This is a genomic window from Barnesiella sp. B2-R-119, from assembly GCF_023656675.1.
Classification (GTDB): Bacteria; Bacteroidota; Bacteroidia; order Bacteroidales; family Barnesiellaceae; genus Barnesiella; species Barnesiella intestinihominis.
This window is the reverse complement of sequence record NZ_JAMOKL010000004.1, coordinates 310,047-332,845: the sequence shown is the minus strand read 5'-3', so window position 1 is coordinate 332,845 and position 22,799 is coordinate 310,047. Positions and strand designations below refer to the sequence as shown.

Sequence of the window (22,799 nt, the reverse complement as noted above, 5' to 3'; positions counted from 1 at the left end):
AATTATATACAAATCATGAGACTGATTATCGAACCAACCTATGATGCCGTTTCTCGTTGGGCCGCTAATTATGTGGTATCGTGCATCAATAAGTTCAAACCGACAGAGGATAAACCTTTCGTACTGGGTCTTCCCACAGGGTCGTCGCCTCTGGGCATGTATAAACATTTGATAGAATTGAACCGTAAAGGTGTCGTTTCGTTCCGTAATGTCGTGACTTTCAATATGGACGAATATTGCAATCTGCCCGAAGACCACGAACAAAGTTACCATACGTTCATGTGGAGCAATTTCTTCTCCCACATCGATATTCGCCCGGAAAACGTGAATATACTCAACGGCAACGCTGCCGATCCCGAAGAAGAATGCGCCCGCTATGAAGCCAAAATAGCATCTTACGGGGGTATCGAACTGTTCCTCGGCGGTGTAGGTCCCGACGGTCATATCGCTTTTAACGAACCGGGTTCTTCGTTAACGTCACGCACCCGCGTAAAAACACTGACCCAAGACACAATTATCGCCAACTCCCGTTTCTTCGGAGGCGATACCCATCTTGTTCCCAAAACGGCTCTCACCGTAGGTGTCGGTACTATCATGTCGGCCCGGAATGTCCTTATCATCGTTAACGGGCACAACAAAGCCAAAGCCTTGCAACAAGGCGTAGAAGGCGGCATTTCCCAAATGTGGACGATCACGGCTCTGCAAATGCACCCCAAAAGCATCATTGTCTGCGACGACGCCGCAACGGCCGAATTGAAGGTGGGTACTTACAAGTATTTCCTCGACATCGAGAAAAACAACCTCGACCCTGACAGCTTACTATAAGACTTGTCTCAATCACATAATAAGAGAGGCTTCGCCGTGGCGAAGCCTCTCTTAATTTATACATAACATCATTCTATGGGGGACTTTCTGTTTTTCTTCCAAATCTCGAAATTTCGTTTCAGTCCGGCATACTTAGCTCTTTTGACAGCCGAATGGCGAAATATCCGATTGAAATCATCGGGTGTCATCGTTTCGAATCGGGAAGCATCGAGAGCAAGAAATTCTTCGCTGGGTGCAAATTCGTGATGCACAGAAGGTCGAGCCGATTTATTCCACGGGCAACATTGCTGGCAGGTATCGCATCCATATACCCGATCGCCCATTCTATCGGCTACGAAAGGAGCTATATCCCCCTTGTTCTCGATGGTTTGACAAGAGATGCACAGACGGGCATCCACACTCCCCGGAGCGCACAACGCACCGGTGGGACAACTGTCTATACAACGAGAACAATCGCCGCATCGAGCAACGACCGGACTATCGGGGGGAAGGTCCAAAGAAGTTATCAATTCTCCCAAGAAGAAGAAAGAGCCTTTACCGGGAATAATCAACTGGGCATTTTTCCCGATAAAGCCGAGACCTGCACGAACCGCCCAATAACGTTCCCGCACCGGAGCCGTATCGCAACAGACCCTCCCCGTATCCCCAGAATAGGACGAAACAAAAACGGCCAACTGCCTCAGCTTATCCCGCATCACATCGTGATAATCCCAACCATAGGCATAATAAGCGAACCGGGGACTTTCACCAGACTGAAAGCGAACCGGATAGTAGTTGAGTGCCACACAAATCATCGTGCGGGCTCCGGGATATAACAACGCCGGATTATCCCTCAACTCCACATAATTGTCCAAATAACCCATTTGCGCCTGTTTCCCGGAAGCGAGCCACTGCCGGTAGCTATCGCGCATATCGACATCGACCTCTTCCACCCTTGCGAAACCACAGGCATCGAAACCGATACGCAAAGCTTCGTTTCGTATGATCTCACGCCATTCAGAGGGTTTTGAACAAGAAGCCATTCTCTCTAAGCCAATTTATCGTCCTCGGCAACGCATAGTGCAAGTTTCGCTCTGCCTTAATCGAATCGTGAAACACGATGATGGAACCATTGCGGGCATAACGTTTCACATTGCCGAACACCTGCTCACCCGACAATTTATTACTGTAATCGCGCGTCACGACGTCCCACATGATAATGCTGAAATCTTTCTTCAACAATTTGGCTTGTCCGGGTAGCATGTGACCATGAGGAGGGCGAAACAACCGACTTTGAATAAGGTCGTGAGCATTCATGACATTCCGCACGTATTTTTCGGGAGACATCGACATTCCCTTCACGTGATTCATCGTATGATTCCCCACTTGATGCCCTCTGTCCCTGATCACCTGAAACAGATTGGGATTACGCGCGACATTGTCACCGACACAAAAAAACGTAGCTTTCACCTCGTAGTAATCGAGTACATCGAGAACCCACGGAGTAACTTGCGGAATGGGACCGTCATCGAAAGTGAGATATACGGTCTTTTTATCTCCCGGTATACGCCAAATCGTTTCGGGAAACAACATGCGATAAAAAAACGGGGGTTGCTCTATAAACATAACAAGTACGACTAATATCGAGAGAGAATCGGATCTTGAATGGCAAATCGGTCTTCTATCTTTTTCTGCAATTCGGGTAACCCGTAAGATACACTCATTTCGTGTATCGTATGGACGATATACAAATGTTTCTGATAGTCGTTTCCTACGGAACGAAGCTGACCGGAAGTCAAGTCTTTATACCAATTCAGGTATCCGGCCGAATTGTCGAGTATCTCGGTCAACAAAGCCTCGCCTTTCGTTTTCTCTCCCAAATCGAGATAGGACTGCGCCAGCGAAACGGAGGTAAGGTCGTGAGTCACTTGCCAACCCGGAATCTTCTCCATAATCAAATCCAGTGCGGTCAATGCCTTATCGGTTTTCCCTTCGGCAATGAGTTGAACGACCAAATCGCCGAACATCATGCGATGCGTGTTGCACATGCGACGCACATTCTCGTCGAGATATAACGGGTGCTCGGGAGTTGCTTTATCGATTCCTCCCCAACGGAATTTATTGACCATATTGTCATACATCTTATCCGTATCGATGTTGTTGGAAACGCCTTTCAAAGGAACGACCTGATAAGCCAGTCCGGTACGGGAGAAATAATCCTCCAAGCCCAAATAGTAACTGCTACCCACCGTCACGGCAAAATAAACCGGACGTTTCCAACCCTGCATGGCATTGGTGTTGATAATGTCCAACGAAGCTATTTCGCTCATCGTAAAACCCCGCTTATTGGTAAAATCGGGAACAATGCGAGAAACGATACTATCTTTCAACTCAGGCGCTACCGTACCCGAAGCGACAGCCGCATCGGCGTTTACCGGGATATAGAGCTTGTTCGTGGGTAAATGGTTCAACTTTCCGTATCCGGGAACATCTTTCGTCCAATCCTCATCGCTATACAAATAGTCCAATCCATCGCTTACCGTAATAGAATCGGCCAACCGATTGATTACATAATTATAGGAACGCACGTCATAAGCGTATTTCGACTCATCGGCCGAAATGGGCAGCGGCGCCGATTCGTAGGCCGGACGTTTCATCTGGTCGATATACCAGTCGGTCTGTAAATAAGACAAATTGCAAACCCTTACATCGGTGCGATACCCTTCCACCTCCTGCACGTACCACAAGGGGAAAGTATCGTTATCGCCATTGGTAAAGATGATACCGTTTTCATCGACACTCGACAGATAGTTCATACCGAAATCGCGACAAACATATCGTCCCGAACGGTCGTGGTCGTCCCACGTCTGGCTTACCATCTGCAAGGGCACACACAAACATAGCAGCGCAGCCACAGCAGCGGTAATCGCACTCACGGGTTTTTCGTCGGTCGTTTTCAACAGATAATTCAATCCTCTCCACACGGCCGCGACACCCAATCCTATCCAGATAGCGAACGCATAGAACGAACCGGCGTAGGCATAATCCCGTTCACGAGGCTGATAGGGGGTTTGATTCAAATAAATCACAATCGCTATACCGGTCATGAAGAACAGGAAGAACGTCACCCAAAAACTTTCGATACCTTTCTTACCGGAAAATGCCTGATAGAACAACCCGATCAGACCCAACAAAAGGGGCAGCATATAAAAGACGTTACGCCCTGCATTATTCTTCAAATCGTCGGGCAGATTGGTCTGGTCTCCCGCAATATGCTTGTCGATAAAATTGAAGCCACTGATCCAATTTCCGTTTTGCACCTCTCCATGCCCCTGTATATCGTTTTGCCGTCCGGCGAAGTTCCACATGAAATAACGCCAATACATGTAGTTCAACTGATAATCGAGGAAGAAAGCAAGATTCTCGGCAAAAGTGGGTTTCATGACCGTTTTGGTTCCTTCGGAAGTTCTCACCTGTACCGGACGACCTTTAAAATTAGTCCACTCTTTATATGCCGATATATGTTCCGATTTATCGCTATACATACGCGGGAACAGCATGTTCAACTCGGGTTGATACTCGTAATGTTCGTTATATCCGGTGACTATATAACGGTCTGACTCGTTCTCCGATGTTTTCAGTTTTTTCTTCCAAATGGCTTTGCCCTTTGTCGATATGGCAGTCCCGTTGGCATCACGAGCGATTTCGGCCGGGAAAGTCTGTCCATAGAACAAAGGCCTGTCGCCATACTGTTCGCGGTTGAGATAACCGCCCAAACTAAATATATCTTCGGGCGAATTTTGATCCATCGGGGTATTGGCCGTCGAACGAATCACAATCAGCGCATATGAAGAATAACCGATAAAAATAACGAACAACGACAACAATATCGTATTCATGGCGACTACCGCCAGCTTTTTACGAGTAAACAAATAATAGGCCAACACTGCCGTAAGGATAATACCGATAATATACCCGTCGCCGATAAAAGGAATACCCACCAATACGATACTTATCAAAAACGAAATCTTGATGAGCTTATCGCTGCGTTGTGCATACGTCTCATAAATGGCCCAAGCGATAACCCCGACAATGAGGAAGAAATAAAAAACCACTCCGCTGTTGAACGGCAAGTGGAAAACATTGACGAACAACAATTCGACCCAACCGGCAACCTCGACAAAACCCGGGACCAAACCGTAAAGCAGAAGCACGATCAACACGAACGATACCAACAGGGCAATTAAAGAGCCCTTTAAATCGGTATTTTTATACTTACGGTAATAATAAACCAATACGATGGCCGGGATACACAAAAGATTCAACAGGTGAACCGCAATCGAAACTCCTATGATATAGGCTATCAAAATAATGTAACGGTTGGCATGCGGCAGGTCGGCCACGCTTTCCCATTTGAGGATAAGCCAAAACACCAATGCGGTACAGAACGACGAATAGGCATAGACCTCGCCTTCCACCGCCGAGAACCAAAATGTATCGGACCACGCATAGGCCAAAGCTCCTACCAAACCGCAACCGAGAATTGCAATCATCTGCCCGAGCGACATCGTCTCCTCTGTCTCTCCATCACGCAAAACGATCTTCTGCGCCAAACGGGTGATCGTCCAGAACAACAACAGTATGGTGGCTGCGCTTAACAACCCCGACATAAGGTTTACCATATAGGCGACCTCGGAAGGAGAAGACGCAAAATTGGCAAAAAATCGCGCCGTCAACATAAATATGGGATTACCCGGCGGGTGACCCACTTCCAACTTATAACCCGATGCTATAAATTCGCCACAGTCCCAAAAACTGGCCGTGGATTCCAAAGTAAGGATATAGGTAACCGCCGCGATAACGAAGACTGCCCACCCCAAAACATTGTTCAGTAATTTGTACCGTTTCATTTGCTATATATAATTTTTTCCTTTCATCTCGACCGAAAGCCTCGGATCCTTGTAATCTGCGACAAAGACTACACGCCCGACGGCAAAAACAAATCCATTTCGTCAATCATCGAAATCCGGGTCATTTTCACATTCCGGCCACAAAAATATTGCAAAGATAACAAAGATTGTCAATCTCCCCTCTTTATAAACTTTTTATAATAGTTTATCGGCTATATTTCACAAAATAACCATCTCTCTAATCCCTTTTACAAGGTTTCTTATTACTTTTACACGCACAAACAAACAGCGTTTATGAGCATGAAAATTTTGATTACCGGAGCCGGCGGTTTCATCGGCGGATTTATCGTCGAAGAGGCGCTGTCGCGAGGGTACGAAACTTGGGCGGGTGTACGCAAAACGACTTCTCGCGAACATCTTTCCGACCCCGCAATTCGTTTTATCGACTTCAATTACGGTAACAAAAAAATTCTTACCGACCAACTACTATCGCATAAAGGGGAATACGGAGCATGGGACTACATCGTTTATAATCTGGGGGTTACAAAATGCAAAAATCCCAATGACTTCGATCGAATCAACTACGGCTTTGTGAAAAATTTCACCGAGGCCCTCGTCGAAACAGAAATGGTTCCTAAACAATTCATCATGACGAGCAGCCTCGGAGCGTGGGGAGTCGGCGACGAAAAGAACTTCACCCCCATACGCCCCACCGACACTCCTCACCCCAATACCCGATACGGAAAAAGCAAGCTGAAAGCCGAGCGACATTTAGAATCGTTGGAAGGATTCCCCTACGTGGTCATGCGTCCCACCGGAGTATATGGCCCCTATGAGCGAGATTACTACCTGATGATGAAAAGTATCAAATACGGATTCGATTTCATCGTCGGGTTCAAACCCCAACTCATCACCTTCATTTACGTGAAAGATTTGGTACAAGCTATCTTCAAAGCCATAGACCGGGGAGTCGTTCGGCGGGGGTACTTCCTCTCGGAAGGAAAAGCATACACTTCGTCCCAGTTTCGCCGATATGTAGCGACCGCTTTGGGAAAGCGCAGGGTTGTCCCCGTCAAAATTCCGGAGTGGTTGCTTTGGGTCGTATCGGTCATTGCCGAAAAAGGAGCTATCGTGCTGGGAAAAACCAGCACATTAAATCGGGATAAATTCCGTATCATGAAACAACGCAACTGGATTTGCGACATTTCGGATGCTCAAAACGAGCTCGGTTTTTCCCCGCAATACAGCTTGGAACGAGGCGTAAACGAATGCGTGAAATGGTATCGCGAAAACAAATGGTTATAACGTCGCTTATGCCGAAGGGTTCTCTTTCGGGAAAAAGCGTTAACTTTGCAACCGATTCAAATACGTGACAATGAAAAAGATAAAATCGGTTTGCGTTTATTGCGCATCCAGCTCTAAAATAAATCCTCGTTACTTCGAAGCCGCCCGCGAAACAGGCAGGCTTCTCGCACAAAACGGAATGCGATGCGTTTGCGGCGCCGGCAATCAAGGTCTGATGGGTACTCTGGCCGACAGTGTTCTCGAAAACGGAGGCGAAGTATTGGGTGTAATACCCCGGTTTATGATCGACGAAGGTTGGTGTCATAAAGGTTTGACCGAGACCATCGTAACCGCCGACATGCACGAACGGAAAGAACGCATGGCGCAAGAAGCCGATGCCGTCATCGCTTTACCGGGCGGTTGCGGAACGATGGAAGAGCTCTTCGAGATAATCACATGGAAACAACTCGGACTGTTTCTCAACCCCATCGTCATATTGAACATAGACGGATATTATAACCCGTTGATAGAGATGCTTCATAACGCCATCGGCGAAAACTTCATGAGGCAGGAGCACGCCCGCATGTGGCAAGTCGCGCAGACCCCCCAAGAAGCTGTCGACGCTATTCAAAACATGCCCGTATGGGATAAAAACATTCGCAAAATCGCAGCCATATAATCATGCCTGTCCCCGCCGCACATACCGCCATTCCTGCCGATACCGCGCAAGCCCAGTCGCCCGCCGGTACTCCCGAGGTTTTCGTGCCGCGATATATACATGGATTCGAGCGAAGTACTCCCTTGAAAGAGACCGATCCGCTGAAAGACCTGCAAGAAACCATAATCGCCATACCCGAAGGATTCCCGTCTGAAAAAATACCCGAAACACCCATGAACGATCCCGTAATCGTCAGCCTCGTTCTCATTGTTTTCTTGCTGTTCGCTTTCACGTTCAAAAAAGGAATCAAATATTTGGGTGAAGTGCTCCGCAATTCGCTCAACGTAAAGGAGAGACAAAACCTGTTCGACGACACTACCGTGAGAGAAACCCAACTCCGGGCCGTATTGTTGATCATGACTTTCATCTCCGAAGGCTTCTGCCTATTCGAACTTGTAAGTCGGCATATACCTTCCCTATCCGAAATGATCGGAATAGGGATTTGTTGCGGAGGAGTCATCGCATTTTGTTATTATTACCTTCAAAAATGGATTTATACCGGAATCGGGCGGTTATTTACCGATGCCACACATACCCGTAAATGGATAGACAGCTTCGTATCGATCAATTCCTTGATAGGCATACCTCTCGCCTTGTCGATACTCGCGATGACCTTCATTCCTCCTTTGGAAAAAATCATGTTCGTCACAGCGGTACTCATCTATCTAATCTCTCGTATCTTGTTTATTTATAAAGGGTTTAAGATTTTTTACCGCAATATATTAGATTTATTCTATTTTATTGTGTACCTTTGTGTCCTCGAAATCACCCCCCTATTTTGGGTATATAGATCAAGTATATTGATATATAATTTTGTCGAACTAAAAATACAGCAGCTTTGAAAATTAAGAAAATTCTTGTTTCTCAGCCCAAGCCGAGTTCCGAAAAATCTCCCTACTACGATATTGCAGAAAAATATGGTGTAAATATCGTTTTTCGTCCTTTTATCAAAGTAGAAGGTCTGACCTCCAAAGAATTCAGACAGCAGAAAATATCCATACCCGAGTACACTGCCGTTATTTTCACGGCACGCACCGCTATCGACCATTTCTTCCGTCTGTGCGAAGAACTGCGTGTTACCATACCGGAAACGATGAAATACTTCTGTACGACAGAGGCCATCGCCCTTTATTTACAGAAATACATCATCTATCGCAAACGCAAAATATTCTTCGGGAACTCTGGAAAGCTGGACGACTTAGTGCCTTCGTTGCTCAAACACTCCGGCGAAAAATTCCTCTTCCCGGTTTCCGATGTACATAACGAGCAAACTTCTGTATTAGAGAAGCATAAAATCAACTATACGAAGGCCATTATGTACCGTACCGTAAGCAACGACTTCGGGTCCGATGAACCGTTCGATTACGATATGCTTCTGTTTTTCAGCCCGTCGGGTATCAAATCGCTGACCAAGAATTTCCCCGATTTCAAACAAGACGACATAAAAATCGGGACATTCGGCCCCACTACGGCACAAGCCGTACGGGATGCCGGCCTGAGACTCGACATCGAGGCTCCGTCACCCGGAGCTCCGTCGATGACCGCAGCCTTAGACCTCTTCTTAAAAGAACAAAGTAAAAAGAAATAAACCCTTTCTTACTCCAAACCCGAACCTCATAATCGTCTTTTACCGGAAGGAGGCGCTTATGAGGTTTTATTTTCAAAACCGATGAACGACCACAAACTCCCCAAAAACGAAAAGTTGTGCAGCCGAACGGCAATCGACCGATTGTTTGCCGAAGGGAGTTCTTTTATCGTCTATCCGATTCGTGTCGTTTATCGCATAGACGACAGCGAAAGCGCTCCGCCACGTTTCTTTATCAATATCCCCAAACGAAATTTCAAACGCGCCGTCAAACGGGTATATTTGCGTCGCCGGATAAGAGAAGCCTATCGGCTCAACAAGCAGATTCTGACAGAACCGCTGTCGCGGCAAAGCCGAACCGCACATTTAGCCTTTCTTTACCTCGATAAAAACCTGAACGATTTTCATTTTATAGAGAAGAAAGTCATTGAAATTCTGGAACGTCTGGCCCGGAAAATAGAATCGCAACAAACTCCGTCCTGACATCATGAAAAAACTGCTATCGGCCATACTCCTGTTTCCTATCCGTTTTTATAAGGCATGTATTTCCCCCATGCTACCTCCATCGTGCCGATATGTACCCACCTGTTCTCAATATGCTATCGAAGCCATACAGATACACGGCCCGTTAAAAGGTTTGTGGCTGGCCGTCAAACGTATCCTGAGCTGTCACCCGTGGGGCGGTAGCGGTTACGATCCCGTCCCGATTAAAACGCCGACCGATATTCACACGCACCACGACCGCTACGGAGCCATCATCAGCACGACCCCCGAAGAGTTCCACCCCGAACCGGGAAAGTTCTACTCCGTCGGGATGCACCCGTGGAGCCTGACCTCCCGCTCCAAAGAAACATTCCCTCTGCTAGAAACGATCGTACGAAACGAGCAAGTCGTGGCGATCGGCGAGACGGGACTCGACAGACTCAAAAGCGGAGTCGGCTATGAAGAACAATCGGAATACTTCAAACATCACATATATCTCTCTGAAAAGTGGCACAAGCCGCTCGTCATACACGCCGTCAAAGCATACGACGACATAATCCGCATCCATAAAGCAGAAAGACCTAAACAACCGTGGATTATACACGGATTCAGAGGGAAACCCGAAACCGCAGGGCAACTGATTCGAGAAGGGCTATATCTCTCCTTCGGAGAATATTACAACCACGAATCTTTGAAATCCGTACCACTCGACCGCCTGTTTTTAGAAACAGACGAGGGCAACATGCCCATCGATAAACTATATAGGAAAGCGGCACGCATACGTAATCTCTCGACTCACCGATTACGCAAATCGATAAAGGAAAACATCTCACGAATCTTTACGTTTCCCCAGCAATCCCGACAATAAGACTAAACTACTATTCCCTCCTGCTTATCATTCGCTTGTATTACCGACTCGACTCACATCACGATTCAGTAGAAAATCCGTGGGGATAGCGATGAGTTTTAGAGAATGAAATTCTTTTCGATAACCACAGGAGAGACTGATTCTTAATTAATTAACACCTCCTCCCTTGCCGTGTCCCGTAGCATTACGGAGAACTGTGTTAGCCATATAGAGGAGAGGGGTAAAATAGCCCCTCCCTCTGCTCATCACAAATGAATAGAGTGTTACTTTAAACTCCTCCTCTGTGTGGCGAAGCCATATAGGGGAGGTGGCACGCAGAGACGGAGGGGTTAAACAATACAATCGAACAATCTTTCTAACCCCTCTCCTCAGAAACTACCGTTCCTTCGGTCTCTCCCCTATATTTTGCACTGCAAAACACAGGGGAGAAAGAGCAATACCAACAGCAGTAACAAAATTGAGTACTCCCCTCTCTCCCTGCCGTGTCCCGTAGCATTGCAGGGAGTTGCAAAACAACATAGGGAGAAAAGACTACTTTTCAATCCACTCCCCCTGTGTTCCTGTAAGGAATATAGGGGGAGTGCCCGTAGGGCGAGGGGGTTGAAAAGATTATATAATCTTTGATGAAGGGGCTAGCAGTATAAAAAGACAGTCCTCACTAATTATCTACTGAGCCCACATACCCTTGTCGAGAACACGAAAATAGGATGCAATCCGGAACGAAAAACAGGCGAGTTCTCTTTTTCCGATACTCATCTTTCACTATCTTTGTAACTATGAAGATAGGTGCGGTTCGGCATAGTCAAGTCGGAAATAGGATTTCCGTTTGCCTCAGCACTCACCTTTCGCTATCTTTGCATAAAATGAATAACAGATTGTTCCCCGACAGAAATACCTAAATTGCCTCTGTCTTCGCTCACATTATTTTTTAAGAAAAAACTGTGTATCAAAAAATCACGATATTCCTATTAGTCGCATTGAACTGCTTCTCCAGCTTTTCCCAATCTGTCGAAAAAAAGGACACGACAGATACTCGCCATACGCTGAAAGAAGTAGAAATAACAGCTTGGCAACAACGGAAAATCTTGTCGGGCCTTCTTTCCGGGAAAATAAAATTGAATGTCGCCGAACTAAACACCTTGCCTCGTTTTTTGGGTGAAACCGATGCTTTAAGAACCATGAAGCTAATGCCGGGTGTATTGACTACCGGAGAACTAAACTCGGGATTTTATGTGCGAGGAAGCGAATCATCTCACAACCAGATACTTCTGAACGGAGCTCCCATATACAATGCTATGCACATGCTGGGTTTTTTCTCGGTATTCAATAGTGGGCACATGAATACCTTTACACTTTATAAATCTCACCTCGACGCCTCCAAAGGCGGTAGGCTATCCGCAACTCTCGATATGCAAACACGAGACACACTCGTCTCCAAACCGACTGTTTCCGGTAACATCGGAATAATCGCCTCGCAAGCTACGGTAGCTTTACCCCTCGGAAAGAAAGTTTCGGTATATCTGTCGGGGAGAAAAACCTATCTGGGACTTTTGGTAAAACCTCTTACAACCAAAATGACCGACACTCCGGTCGATTATGATTTCGAAGATTATAATGCCACTTTCGTATTCCAACCTTCGGAAAAAGATAAAGTAACCGCTAATTTTTATTACGGAAGCGATTACCTCGATATCGAAACCGGCATATACCAAACAGAAGGACGTATCAAATGGAGCAATATAGCAGCTTCGATACTGTGGAACAGGCCATTAGGGAGAATCGGAGAGATGACTCATACATTCTACATCACTCGGTATAAAAACAGACTGAGCATTTCTCAAAATCAATTTACAGCTTGGCTTCCTTCCGAAATTACCGATTACGGATATAAAAATATCTTCTCCTTTCGGGAAGAAAAATTTCTCGGTACATACGGGCTGGAATATGTATATCATCACATGTATCCTCAAATTGTGGAAACACAAGGCGCTTATACCATACACACCGACCCGGACAGTCGGTTATATCGCATACACGAAGGCGCTCTATTCATAAATGGCAAATACTTTTTCTCCCCCCGTCTATCGGCAGAAGCTGGATTAAGATATAGCGGAACGGCTCAATTCGGAAAGTTCAATTACCATACCTACCGACAAGGAGAAATTATCGACACTCAAACTTATGGAAAAGGAGAACTCATCAAGTTCTACGGAGGTTTCGAACCGAGAATTGCCCTTTATTTCCTACCGGGAAGCAACCAACGGATCTCATTAAGCTATAACCTCACCCGACAATATATCGGGCAAGTATCTTCTTCGAGTATCGGATTTCCTACCGATTTCTGGATGCCGGCATCCCGCAACATTCCGCCCCAACGAGCGCATTCTTTTTCTGCCGGGTACAGCATAGCTCTCGACCAAGACAACTACGAATTTTCATCGGAGCTTTACTACAAACGGCTGCACAACCAAATGGAATCGGCCGGAGCCCTCATCGACATGATCAGTCAACAATATATTATCGAAGACAAAATCTATATCGGCGGGGGATATAACTACGGTATGGAACTCATGCTTCGAAAAAACCGAGGTCGATTGACCGGCTGGATAGGGTATGCTCTCGGCTGGGCATATCGCCACACAGCACAAATAAACGACGGAAAACCTTATCCGGCCAAACAAGACCGGCGACACGACCTATCGATCGTAGCCAATTACAGAATAAACCGCCGTTGGGATTGCTCCGCCGTCTTTGTCTATGCAACGGGAAATGCCCTCACCATGCCCGAAAGCATGTATCTTGTCGGAGAAAATGCCGTTTGCGAATATGGACCGCATAACGGCGGGCGCATGCCGGCTTATCACAGACTCGATCTATCGGCGAATTACTGGATTTCCAAAAAGAAGAACACCGAGCAAGTTATAAATATCTCCTTATATAATGCTTACAACCGAAATAATCCTGCATATTTGGCTGTCGACATCATACAAGACAAAGATAAAAATGGTAAAAAAGACCAACTGATTATCCGTAAGAGGGGAAAATCCATTTACGGAATCATACCCTCTATCAGTTATTCATTTAAATTTTAAACTTTCATGAGCAAGTGTGCCTACATACTCCTGATATCAATAGTCACCCTCGACAGTTGTAAAGTGAAATGGGACTTCGAGGTCGAGGATTTCGAACCGAAAATTGTAGTAGACGGTTGGATAGAATCGGGAAATGTCGCCTACGTGTGCCTTTCCCAAACCCGCCCGCTTAACTCGGTAGTAGATAGTCTGGCTTTCTCAGAAATTCCTATCCGCTGGGCAAAAGTCACCGTGAGCGACGGGCAAACAACAGAGGTACTTACCGGACGTATAGATACCGATTATACCCCGCCGTTTATCTATCGGGGAAGCATGATGACGGGTGAACCCGGAAAAACCTACACGCTCACAGTAGAATATTCGGGGCAAACGGTCACTGCCGTTACTACGATACCTCGTCCCGTTCCTTTATCTGATATAAAAGTAACCCGCAGCGCAGACAATGACACCCTATTTCAAATCAGTGCCTATATAAACGACGACTCCTCGGAAAAGAACTATTACAAATTTTTCACACGGGTAACCAATAAGGAGGGCCGGTTCTATTCTTCTTTTCTCGGTACCATAGACGATGCTATCGTTAAAGACAGTCAAACAGCCATTCCGGTTTATAAAGGAGTACATTTTACCTACACGACTAAATTTATCCCATTTTATAGCATAGACGATACCGTACAAGTAAAATTTACCCAAATACCTCAGCATGGTTTCGACTTTTGGAACAGTTATGAAAATGAAATAACCAATGGCCAAAATCCGTTATTCCCCAGCAATACAAACCTAAAATCCAATGTACAGGGAGGATTGGGGATTTGGTGTGGATATGGTGTAAAAATGTACGATCTGATTGTCCGTCGGGATTGTCAAGAGTAAAAAAAGAGGCGCTTAAAAAAGCGCCTCTTTTTATCTGAAATTATTAATTTCTTATTTGCAATATTTCACGAACGAAACAAATTGATCGCACAATGTCATTACACTTTGAAGTACATTACCGAAATCGGCTTCATTGAAATACTCTTCGAAACTGTATCTCGAATTATCGGATGCAAATACAATGACCGGCTCCACTTCATAATATTCATAGTGAGTGTCTCCATAACTATATTCATATTCCAAATAAGGCTGTGCCTCGACTGAGGCGAACGGAACCCCGTCTCCTGTGTATTGCATGTTCACGTCCATATATTGATTGTATACAGCAGCTTCGGCAATAGCATATTCCTTATCGGTAGAAGCATTGATATTATTCAAGGCATAAATCATCTCTTGAATTTTAGGAGCTGTACCAGCTACCATCAACTGAGAATTCACAACCGATGTAGTCGTAGCCGACAAGATGGAAGCAATAAGATCATCTTCTGTCATTTGAGGATTGACTTTGGAAGCATCTAATTGGAGTCCAGCAACAACACTCACGATATTGGCAGAAGCGATCTCCATCGAAGCAGAAGCCACAGCTTCGGAAGGTGATATATCAACATGGACTGCCCACGTATAATCGGCATTTGTTTTCAACGCTATCTCGCTATCGAATTTCAAGGAATTGATATCCAATGTAGTATTATTTACCGACAATTCGGCCAATTTATCAGCTCCCTTATTGACTGTCATCGTCACATGTTCAGGAACAAAGACGATAGTATTTTCGTCGGTTTGTATTTGTGTTTCTTTTCCGCTTTTTCGTATCGAGATGGACGACTCGACACCTTCGACTTCAAACACAAATTCGAGGACCTCGGCCGACGGAGTCCCCACCCATTCACGGGCAACTTCATCGAATGTGTAAATACCCGTTGGAATAGCTATATAATCCACTTCGGTAGCCAATACACTCAACACAACGGGATTGTAAGTCGTTACAGCTTTACGAATTACACTCATCATTCCCATCGGATTAGGTTCGATACCTTCACCCGGAGTCGGCCCGATTTCATCTTCAAACAAGCCATAATCGGCTTTATAGGCAAACGCATCGATAGTCTCTACCAACGTTTTATGGTCCTGAGGATTAATTTTTCCCAGAACCTCCATCGCACACTGTTCCAATTTAGCTTTGTTCTCTTGAGGAGTCAACTCGTTACCACCTGTTTTGTTGTTGTCTTCCCCGCAACCGAATAATAAAACCGCAGCTAAAACCACTGTAAAAGCTCTTTTCATCAATAGTTTCATATCATTATTTTTTATTAAATAAATGCAAATATATAAATATTTCACACCATTGGTCAAGCATAATATTATTTTATTAATATTTTACTTTTGCAATACCGGTTCGATCAACGACGGATGTACAAATGCCGTTGCCACAGCCATGACCCCTTCTATCGATACGACGACACGGCGATCGCCCTTAATGCGAATGAAAATACCCTCGACCCCCGAAAATACTCCTCCGACGATACGCACCCGATCGCCCTCCCGCAGAGAGACGATCGTCGGGTCTAAATAAACGATCTGTTCGTCATAAGCACCCGCCACCGCTATAAAGCTGTGCATCTGCCTGTCGGGAACAACCAAAGGCCTGCGAGTTTCCCGATCCATGATATAGCGTATGGGGACTTTCAAAGAGATATCCCGCTTTATCTCATCTAACTTTTCCCGAGTGGACCGGACAAAAACAAGATTATGAATAACCGGGACCAACTTTCTCACCTTTCGCTCGCCTTTTATTACCTCCTTATACGACATAGGTATAAAAGATTCCATGCGGCAGCGGTCTAAATATTCCTTCAATGCCATCTCTCGGCTGTATGTCACCCGAATGGCAAACCATTGCTTGGCCTCCAGTTCATTTTTTCCCATAACGAATACTGAAAATAGGTTTGCGCAAAGTTAATCAAATCGTTCAATTATAATTTAAAATAAACCGAATAATCGAAAAAACAAATAATCGGCATTTTTATGGCCTGTTTATTTCAAAAGATTGTTTCTTTCGATAAAGAGTCGTACTTTTGCATCGAAACAATCAACATTAAATTAAGTTTTCATTCGATGAATTTTGTAGAAGAATTAAAATGGCGCGGAATGGTACACACCATGATGCCGGGAACCGAAGAACTTTTTGAAAAAGGAATAGTCACAGCCTATTTAGGTATCGACCCCACAGCCGATTCGCTTCACATCGGCCACTTATGCGGCGTTATGATGTTGCGACATTTCCAACGGTGCGGTCACAAACCCATAGCGTTGTTGGGCGGTGCAACCGGCATGATAGGCGACCCGTCGGGAAAATCGCAAGAACGTAACCTTTTGGACGAAAACACCTTGCGCCACAATCAGGAATGTATCAAAAAACAACTGAGCAAATTTCTCGACTTCGACTCGGATGCTCCCAATCATGCCGAACTGGTGAATAACTACGATTGGATGAAAGACTTTTCATTCCTCGATTTTGCCCGTACCGTAGGTAAACATATCACCGTGAATTACATGATGGCAAAAGATTCGGTTCAAAAACGTCTGAACGGCGAAGCCAGAGACGGGCTCTCCTTCACCGAATTTACTTATCAGCTTCTACAAGGTTATGATTTCCTGCACCTCTACGAGACCAAGAATTGCAAGTTGCAATTAGGGGGATCCGATCAATGGGGTAATATCACTACCGGAGCGGAACTTATACGCCGCACGAACGGCGGGGAAGTATTCGCCCTCACCTGCCCGCTCGTGACCAAAGCCGACGGAACGAAATTCGGGAAAACCGAATCGGGCAACGTATGGTTGGATGCTCGTTACACCTCCCCTTACAAATTTTATCAGTTCTGGCTGAACGTAAGCGACGAGGATGCCAAACGCTACATCAAAATCTTCACATCGATCTCCAAAGAAGAAATAGAGGCTCTGAGTGCCGAGCACGACGAAGCTCCGCACTTGCGCGTGTTGCAAAAACGTCTGGCCAAAGAGGTTACCGTAATGGTACACTCCGAAGCCGATTACGAAGCCGCTGTCGAAGCCTCTAATATACTATTCGGTAACTCGACATCGGAGCAACTCCATAAACTCGACGAAGATACCTTGCTCGCCGTGTTTGAAGGCGTACCCCAATTCGAAATATCTCGCGATACCGTTCTTGCAGGCATTCCGGCCGTAGAGCTGACGACCGAAGTGGCCGCCATATTCCCATCGAAAGGTGAAATGCGGAAGCTGACACAAGGCGGCGGCGTATCCATCAACAAAGAGAAACTCGCCGCTCCCGACACGAAGATCGATGCAACTTACCTATTGAACAATAAATATATCATTGTACAACGCGGGAAAAAGAATTATTATCTGCTCATTGCAAAATAATTCGCTCAAAATTTGGCAAAGAAATAAAAACCGATTATCTTTGCCTCGCTTTTGAGGATAAGCCCTCAAAGCATAGAGTTTGGCTTATGGTGTAATGGCAGCACAACAGGTTTTGGTTCTGTTTGTCTAGGTTCGAATCCTGGTAAGCCAACAGAAAAAGAGCAGTGGAATCCACTGCTCTTTTTCTGTTTAAACAATTCTCGGCATGTCATCTTTCCAATCCCCCTCTTCGTCGCTATCGCTCCTCTGTTTCTCCCCTATATTTTGCGCTACAAAACACAGGGGAGAAGTGCACAATGTATCCTTATACCGAAACTGAAACACCACTTTCAATCCTCTCCCCCTGTGTTTCCGTTAGGGAATATAGGGGGAGTGTCCGCAGGACGAGGGGGTTAAAAAAACACTGTCAAAAAAATTCCTTGTAATATTTCTCAACCCCTCTCCTCAGAAACTAACGTTTCTTCGGTCTCTCCCCTATATTTTACATTGCAAAACACAGGGGAGAAGGGGTAATACCAACATTGGGTATTCCTTTCTCCCTCTACCGTATCCGGTAGCATTACGGGGTACTGCACATAAAATCGAAGCAGAGGCGAAAGGGGAATACACCTCAACCTCTCTCCTGGCCGTGTCCCGTAGTATTGTGGGGCACGGCCAGGGAGGAGGTTTTAATTAAGCAAGAATCAGCCCCTCCCAAAAGTCCGGTATGTGGTTATCGACAAGAATCTCATCGCTAACCCCACGGATTTTCTACCGAATCGGAAATTTCGGCCGATAGCTTTCTCTTATCTATTTATAAATATTATCTTTGTCATAATAGAAATTGGAAAACTTTCGATTCATATATCGATTCTAATCAAAACCGAACACCTCGATGGACAACCTCCATATATTTTTCGCCCTGAACGACAGTTACACATCGCATTATTGCGTAACAATGGTATCTGTCTTGACAAATACCCCGAACCGTCATTGCCATTTTTATTTATTGACAGACTATATTTCGGAAAAGAATAAGAGGCGTTTTAGTCAAGTAGAAGAACAATACGCCAACTGCTCCATTCATTATCAACTCATTACAGAAAAAATATTCGATTCTTTTCACCGTAATATAGATTATTTGGTATCTCCTGTAAGCTACTACCGGTATATCATTCCCGAACTATATCCGCAACTCGACAAAGCGCTGTACCTCGACGGCGATTTAGTGGTAAACGGCTCATTAGAAAAGTTATGGGACACAGACATCACCGACTATCTATGTGCCGGCGTTCACGACCTGTGGATAGAAAATATCAACTATAAACCCCAGATAGGTTTCTCGTCCGACGAACTGTATATCAATGCCGGAGTATTACTCCTGAACATACCCAAAATGCGGGAAAAAAAGATATACGAAAAACTATGTGAAACAACTATCTCGCTGGGAAAACAGATACAATTCCAAGACCAAGATATCATCAATATCGTATGCCGCGGCCGAGTCAAAGAGTTGCCCGAAAGGTATAACTTCACGACCGAGAACGCTATCAAGCATCCCCAAGAAAGAGACAAAGCCGCCATCATTCACTACACGGGAAGAGCGAAACCCTGGTCTGTTTGGAAGTGTCCCAATCCGCAAAGCCGCCTGTATTTCGACTATCTGAAAAAAACTCCCTATAAAAACGATATTTGGGACTACCGCTTCAAAAGGTCGAAGTACAAAATCGTCCGCAGGTTCAAAAAAATATTCGGCATAAAATCTCGCTAAATATGCAACCCAGTGTATCTGTCATCGTACCGGTGTACAATATAGAACAATATATAGGGAAATGCCTCGACTCGATTATCGGTCAAACCCTGAAAGAGATCGAAATCATCGTTGTCGACGACGGCAGTACAGACGACTCGTCCCGAATCATAGACCGATATGCCCGAACCGATTCCCGTATTGTCGCCATTCACAAAACGAACGGAGGGGTCGTATCGGCACGAAATTGCGGAATAGCACGGGCAACGGGGTCGTACATTCTGTTTGTCGACGGTGACGACCACTTAGAATCCGATACCTGCGAACGGCTTCTGAAAAAAGCGCAAGCAACCCGTGCCGATATGGTCATCATGCGGTTCGACATCGAGTATCCTCAGCATAAAGAAGAGCCCCGGTTCTGGTCACAAGACGAATACGACCCGGTTACAGCCATTCACACGATGGCGCACGAGGAGTTCCGATGGAGCCTTTGGTCTCGCCTCATGAGGAAAGAGTTGTTCGATCGTCCGGTGGACTGCCCTCCACAACTTATTTTCGGAGAAGATGCCTATCAAATTACCCAACTGACTTATCGAGCCCAAAAGATAGTGACATTACGGGACAAAATCCTGTACCACTATACCGTGCGGGACAGTTCCGTATCGCAACATGCCATGACGCGGCAAAAAGCCGAGAGCATAGAGTCATACCCGCAATTCATCGAACGGTTCTTACAACAGACTCCCGATAGCGAAATGTTTCGGGAAGACATCGTTTACATTAAATTTCAGGCATATCTTATTCTGTTGTTAAAAAATTGGGAAACCGGTATGAAAGCACGATGCCGATTTATGTCCCGCAGCTTGAAAAAATATCCCCGATTGAAAGAGATATCCGAAGTAAAACGGTTCACTAAACTCATTAGCCTATATAGTTTCTCCTCTTTCTTAGGAAAATTGTACATGAAATACTATATTCGCAAAGGAAAAATACGAATATAAAAAAGCAAGGTCCCATGCAACCCTGTGTATCTGTCATCATACCAGTTTACAATATAGAGAAACATCTCGAAAAATGCCTCGATTCGGTTATCGGTCAAACCTTGAAAAATATCGAAATCATTGTCGTCAACGACGGCAGTACCGACAACTCACCAAGAATTATAGACCGATACGCCCGAACCGATTCCCGTATCGTCGCTATTCACAAAGCGAACGAGGGTCTTGCTTACGCTCGTAAATCGGGTATCGAAGCAGCACATGGAAAATATGTGCAACATCTCGACGGGGACGATTTCCTCGAACCCGATGCTTGCGAACTGCTTTTCAACCGAGCAGAAGAAACCAATGCCGATATAGTCATCATGCGGTTTCTCATAGATTCACCATGCGGACAAGAAGAACCGCCATTTTGGACACAAGACGAATACAATAATATCTCGGCTATCCATACGATGGCACACGAAGACTACCGTTGGAATTTAGTATTCCTTTTCCAACGTCGCGATCTACATGCTGTTCCCATCGACTACTTGCAAAATCTCACTTATGGAGAGGACGCTTACCAAAGCATACAAATCGCTTACCGGGCAAAAAAAATCGTAACTCTCCGGGACAAGCCCCTGTACCACTATGTGGTTCGAAAAAGTTCCGTGACACAAACGGGCATGACCCGACAAAAGGCCGAAAACGTCTTGCTATTCCCCAATCTCATCGAAACCTTTCTCGAAGGTACGCCCGAAAATAGGCAGTTCGCAGAGGACATCGTTTACATACGGTTCAGAGCTTACTTTCTACTGCTACTCAAAAACTGGCGGGAGGGCATGGCGGAACGTTGCCGGCTCATGACCCGTAGTCTGAAAAAATATCCCCGGTTGAAAGAGTTTCCCGAAGTAAATCGATTCGTCAAGCTCATACGTCTATACAGTTTCTCCTCTTTCTTAGGAAAAGCGTATATGGCATACTACATTCGCAAAGGGAAAATCAAAGCCTAATCATCGAAACCATGCCTGCCGTTTCTATCATCATACCAGTTTATAATATCGGGAAATACCTTGAAAAATGTCTCGACTCGGTCATTGCCCAAACATTCCCTGATATAGAAATCATCGTCGTCAATGACGGCAGCACCGACAACTCGCCGGAAATCATCGCCCGATATGCCGACAAAGATCCCCGTATCGTCGTTATCGACAAAGCTAACGAAGGCTTGGCATACGCTCGCAAATCGGGAATAGAAGCCGCAAACGGAGAATATATACAACATCTCGACGGAGACGACTATTTAGAACTCGATGCCATAGAGCTGGTCTACCGCAAAGCCAAAGAAAAGGATGCCGATATGGTCGTTTTTCCATTCTGGTTCGATTATCCCGACTCCGGCAAATCCAAACGTTCCATCGAGATAGCTTGCGCAAGCTACACCGGTTTGGAATATTTCTCGGCAATCTCTTTTTCCAAGGCCCATTGGGCGGTATGGAGCTATTTGCACAAACGCAGTCTATATGCAAACAGCATTACATTCCGGCAAGAATTAAGTTATGGCGAAGACGTTTTTCTCACGACACAATTGTCCTACTACTCTTCCCGTGTCGCTGTGTTGAAAAGCCGACCGCTTCTACATTATATCATACGGGAGAACTCCATCACCAACAGCCGCCTCAGTGAAAAGAAAGCCGGGAATATCCTCCTTTACCCCTCTTTGGTTGACAATTTTCTCAAAAATAAACCCGAATACAGTTCTTTACAAAAAGAACTCAGTGCCATACGCATACAGGCAAACAACGAGTTGTTGAGCAAACGATGGTTCAAAGATGCACACAAACTGAGCAAAGAAAGCCTCGCTATTCTGCGACAATATCCCGACCTCAAACCCCAAGTCAAAAGTTTTTACAAACTATTCACCCTGTACGCCCACAACCGGCTATTAGGAAGATTGTACGCCCAATATTATATCTTCAAAAAGAAAATCAAATAGCCGTCACAACACGTAGGGAGCAGATTTACAAACTTGTGACAGAACGCACAAACTACATATTAAATTCTA

General features: G+C 45.4%; 19 protein-coding genes, 1 tRNA gene and 1 pseudogene. 16 read left to right on the top strand and 5 right to left on the bottom strand.

Features of this window, described 5'->3' with window-relative positions; translation table 11 throughout:
- Positions 1 to 15 precede the first annotated feature (15 nt).
- Positions 16 to 825 (top strand): glucosamine-6-phosphate deaminase, encoded by an 810-nt coding sequence (gene nagB, locus NBH06_RS09725; protein ID WP_046412085.1) that lies wholly within the window; start codon positions 16 to 18, stop codon positions 823 to 825.
- A 68-nt stretch (positions 826 to 893) separates the two neighbouring features.
- Here the strand turns inward: nagB and queG are convergent, their stop codons facing one another.
- Genes queG through NBH06_RS09710 form a run of 3 tightly spaced genes read right to left on the bottom strand, consistent with a single transcriptional unit; the run spans position 894 to position 5,714 of the window.
- A complete protein-coding gene (gene queG, locus NBH06_RS09720; protein ID WP_250794097.1) occupies positions 894 to 1,847 on the bottom strand; it encodes a tRNA epoxyqueuosine(34) reductase QueG in 954 nt (317 codons plus the stop codon).
- Entirely contained in the window at positions 1,822 to 2,430 is a 609-nt protein-coding gene (locus NBH06_RS09715) for a polysaccharide deacetylase family protein (RefSeq protein WP_008862972.1), read from the bottom strand. Before NBH06_RS09715 ends, queG begins: the two co-directional genes overlap by 26 nt.
- 11 nt (positions 2,431 to 2,441) lie before the next feature.
- Positions 2,442 to 5,714: a glycosyltransferase family 117 protein gene (locus NBH06_RS09710; RefSeq protein ID WP_250794095.1), complete on the bottom strand. Its 3,273-nt coding sequence runs from the start codon at positions 5,712 to 5,714 to the stop codon at positions 2,442 to 2,444.
- 294 nt (positions 5,715 to 6,008) lie between these two features.
- Between NBH06_RS09710 and NBH06_RS09705 the strand changes: the two genes are divergently transcribed.
- From NBH06_RS09705 to NBH06_RS09665, 9 genes and pseudogenes are all read left to right on the top strand, one after another.
- Positions 6,009 to 7,019 (top strand): NAD-dependent epimerase/dehydratase family protein, encoded by a 1,011-nt coding sequence (locus NBH06_RS09705; protein ID WP_250794093.1) that lies wholly within the window; start codon positions 6,009 to 6,011, stop codon positions 7,017 to 7,019.
- 70 nt (positions 7,020 to 7,089) lie between these two features.
- Complete coding sequence (locus NBH06_RS09700; RefSeq protein WP_008862975.1) at positions 7,090 to 7,677, top strand: LOG family protein; 588 nt, start codon at positions 7,090 to 7,092, stop codon at positions 7,675 to 7,677.
- Positions 7,678 to 7,679: 2 nt separating this feature from the next.
- Positions 7,680 to 8,558 (top strand): DUF4271 domain-containing protein, encoded by an 879-nt coding sequence (locus tag NBH06_RS09695; protein ID WP_250794091.1) that lies wholly within the window; start codon positions 7,680 to 7,682, stop codon positions 8,556 to 8,558.
- The gene (locus NBH06_RS09690) at positions 8,555 to 9,304 is read left to right on the top strand and encodes a uroporphyrinogen-III synthase (RefSeq protein WP_250794089.1); all 750 of its coding nucleotides are present in this window, start codon (positions 8,555 to 8,557) and stop codon (positions 9,302 to 9,304) included. Before NBH06_RS09695 ends, NBH06_RS09690 begins: the two co-directional genes overlap by 4 nt.
- An 81-nt stretch (positions 9,305 to 9,385) precedes the next feature.
- Complete coding sequence (locus tag NBH06_RS09685) at positions 9,386 to 9,784, top strand: ribonuclease P protein component (protein WP_021891761.1); 399 nt, start codon at positions 9,386 to 9,388, stop codon at positions 9,782 to 9,784.
- Positions 9,785 to 9,788: 4 nt separating this feature from the next.
- Positions 9,789 to 10,007: pseudogene (gene yidD, locus NBH06_RS09680) on the top strand (membrane protein insertion efficiency factor YidD); the annotation flags it as partial.
- Positions 10,008 to 10,652, top strand: coding sequence for a TatD family hydrolase (locus tag NBH06_RS09675; RefSeq protein WP_337761523.1), 645 nt, complete (start codon positions 10,008 to 10,010; stop codon positions 10,650 to 10,652).
- Positions 10,653 to 11,593: 941 nt separating this feature from the next.
- On the top strand, positions 11,594 to 13,744 hold the full coding sequence (locus tag NBH06_RS09670; protein WP_021891759.1) for a TonB-dependent receptor plug domain-containing protein: 2,151 nt from the start codon (positions 11,594 to 11,596) through the stop codon (positions 13,742 to 13,744).
- Between the two features lie 6 nt (positions 13,745 to 13,750).
- Complete coding sequence (locus NBH06_RS09665) at positions 13,751 to 14,617, top strand: DUF4249 domain-containing protein (RefSeq protein ID WP_250794087.1); 867 nt, start codon at positions 13,751 to 13,753, stop codon at positions 14,615 to 14,617.
- Positions 14,618 to 14,668: 51 nt separating this feature from the next.
- Here the strand turns inward: NBH06_RS09665 and NBH06_RS09660 are convergent, their stop codons facing one another.
- On the bottom strand, positions 14,669 to 15,913 hold the full coding sequence (locus NBH06_RS09660; RefSeq protein ID WP_250794085.1) for a hypothetical protein: 1,245 nt from the start codon (positions 15,911 to 15,913) through the stop codon (positions 14,669 to 14,671).
- Positions 15,914 to 15,994: 81 nt separating this feature from the next.
- On the bottom strand, positions 15,995 to 16,543 hold the full coding sequence (locus NBH06_RS09655) for a UpxY family transcription antiterminator (protein ID WP_250794084.1): 549 nt from the start codon (positions 16,541 to 16,543) through the stop codon (positions 15,995 to 15,997).
- A 189-nt stretch (positions 16,544 to 16,732) separates the two neighbouring features.
- Here NBH06_RS09655 and tyrS point away from each other — a divergent pair, with 189 nt between their 5' ends.
- The 6 genes from tyrS (at position 16,733) to NBH06_RS09625 (ending at position 22,730) form a co-directional block, all read left to right on the top strand.
- Positions 16,733 to 18,025 carry a tyrosine--tRNA ligase gene (gene tyrS / locus NBH06_RS09650; protein ID WP_250794224.1) on the top strand — a complete coding sequence of 431 codons (1,293 nt, stop codon included), beginning with the start codon at positions 16,733 to 16,735 and terminating at the stop codon, positions 18,023 to 18,025.
- A gap of 80 nt (positions 18,026 to 18,105) precedes the next feature.
- Positions 18,106 to 18,176: transfer RNA gene (locus NBH06_RS09645), tRNA-Gln, on the top strand.
- Between the two features lie 723 nt (positions 18,177 to 18,899).
- Positions 18,900 to 19,775, top strand: a complete 876-nt coding sequence (locus NBH06_RS09640) for a glycosyltransferase family 8 protein (RefSeq protein ID WP_250794083.1) — start codon at positions 18,900 to 18,902, stop codon at positions 19,773 to 19,775.
- Between the two features lie 2 nt (positions 19,776 to 19,777).
- Positions 19,778 to 20,755 carry a glycosyltransferase family 2 protein gene (locus tag NBH06_RS09635; RefSeq protein ID WP_250794082.1) on the top strand — a complete coding sequence of 326 codons (978 nt, stop codon included), beginning with the start codon at positions 19,778 to 19,780 and terminating at the stop codon, positions 20,753 to 20,755.
- A 14-nt stretch (positions 20,756 to 20,769) separates the two neighbouring features.
- Positions 20,770 to 21,747, top strand: coding sequence for a glycosyltransferase family 2 protein (locus NBH06_RS09630; RefSeq protein ID WP_250794081.1), 978 nt, complete (start codon positions 20,770 to 20,772; stop codon positions 21,745 to 21,747).
- 11 nt (positions 21,748 to 21,758) lie between these two features.
- A complete protein-coding gene (locus NBH06_RS09625; protein WP_250794080.1) occupies positions 21,759 to 22,730 on the top strand; it encodes a glycosyltransferase family 2 protein in 972 nt (323 codons plus the stop codon).
- Positions 22,731 to 22,799: the final 69 nt, after the last annotated feature.